The sequence below is a fragment of the Kitasatospora sp. NPDC085879 genome, assembly GCF_040686255.1.
Classification (GTDB): Bacteria; Actinomycetota; Actinomycetes; order Streptomycetales; family Streptomycetaceae; genus Kitasatospora.
Window position 1 is genome coordinate 1 of the sequence record NZ_JBFBJZ010000194.1, and the last position, 1,476, is coordinate 1,476.

Sequence of the window (1,476 nt, forward strand, 5' to 3'; positions counted from 1 at the left end):
CGTCGGCCTGCTCACCGCCACGGCCGCGACCTCGCAGGCGGCCACCCAGGGGCCCTGCGACATCTACGCCGCCGGCGGCACCCCCTGCGTCGCCGCGCACAGCACCACCCGGGCCCTGTACGGGACGTACAACGGCTCGCTCTACCAGGTCAAGCGCGCCTCCGACGGCGCGACCAGGGACATCGGCCTGCTGAGCGCCGGCGGATACGCCAACGCCGCCGCGCAGGACGACTTCTGTACCGGCACCAGCTGCGTCATCACCGTCATCTACGACCAGTCCGGCAAGGCCAACCACCTCACCCAGGCGCCCGCCGGCGGCGCGGCCGACGGGCCGGACAACCTCGCCAACGCCTTCGAGGCGCCGGTCACCGTGGCCGGCCACAAGGCGTACGGCGTCTATGTGGCCCCCGGGACCGGCTACCGGAACAACAACACCAACGGCATCGCCACCGGCGACCAGCCCGAGGGCATGTACGCCATCTTCGACGGCACGCACTTCAACGACGGCTGCTGCTTCGACTACGGCAACGCCGAGACCAACAGCCTGGACACCGGCAACGGCCACATGGAGGCCCTCTACTTCGGCAACAACAAGGCCTGGGGTTCGGGCAGCGGCAACGGCCCCTGGGTCATGGCCGACCTGGAGAACGGCCTGTTCTCCGGGGTCAACCGCGGGTTCAACGCGGGCGACCCCAGCGTCAACAACCGGTTCCTGACCGCCATGCTCAAGGGCGGCCCGAACCAGTGGGCCCTCCGCGGCGGCGACGCCCGGTCGGGCGGCCTGTCCACCTACTACAACGGCGTGCGCCCCAATGCCACGGGTTACAACCCGATGCACAAGGAAGGCGCGATCATCCTCGGCATCGGCGGCGACAACAGCAAGTGGGCCCAAGGCACCTTCTACGAAGGCGTCATGACCTCGGGATACCCCACGGACGCCACCGAGAACGCCGTCCAGGCCAACATCACCGCCGCCGGCTACAACAGCGGCTCGACCGGCACCGGCACACTGACCCCCGGCTCCCGGATCTCCCTCCGGGCCACCACCGCGCCCTGCTGCACCTCGCACTACCTCCGCCACGACGACGCCGACACCAAGGTCGTCATCTCCGCCACGAACTCCTCCAGCTCGGCCACCGACAAGGCCGACGCCACCTGGATCGTCCGGGCCGGCCTGGCCAACAGCTCCTGCGTGTCCTTCGAGTCCGCCAACAGCCCCGGCCAGTTCCTGCGCCACTACAACTACCAGCTCTACTTGAACACCGACAACGGCGGCGGCGCATTCGCCCAGGACGCCACTTTCTGCCCCACCACGGGCAACAGCGGGACCGGCACCTCCCTCCGGTCCGTCAACTTCCCGACGAAGTACCTCCGCCATTACAACTACACGGCCTACATCGCCAGTAACGGAGGCTCCAACAGCTGGGACAGCACCACCAGTTGGGCCGCCGACACCAGCTGGCTGGTCGAACAGCC

At 68.9% G+C, this 1,476-nt stretch carries 1 protein-coding gene; it reads left to right on the plus strand.

Annotation, left to right across the window (positions count from 1 at the left end; all coding sequences use genetic code 11):
* Positions 1-7: 7 nt before the first annotated feature.
* A partial coding sequence (locus AB0P35_RS42075; protein WP_363521888.1) for an alpha-L-arabinofuranosidase B occupies positions 8-1,476 on the plus strand: 1,469 nt, incomplete at its 3' end.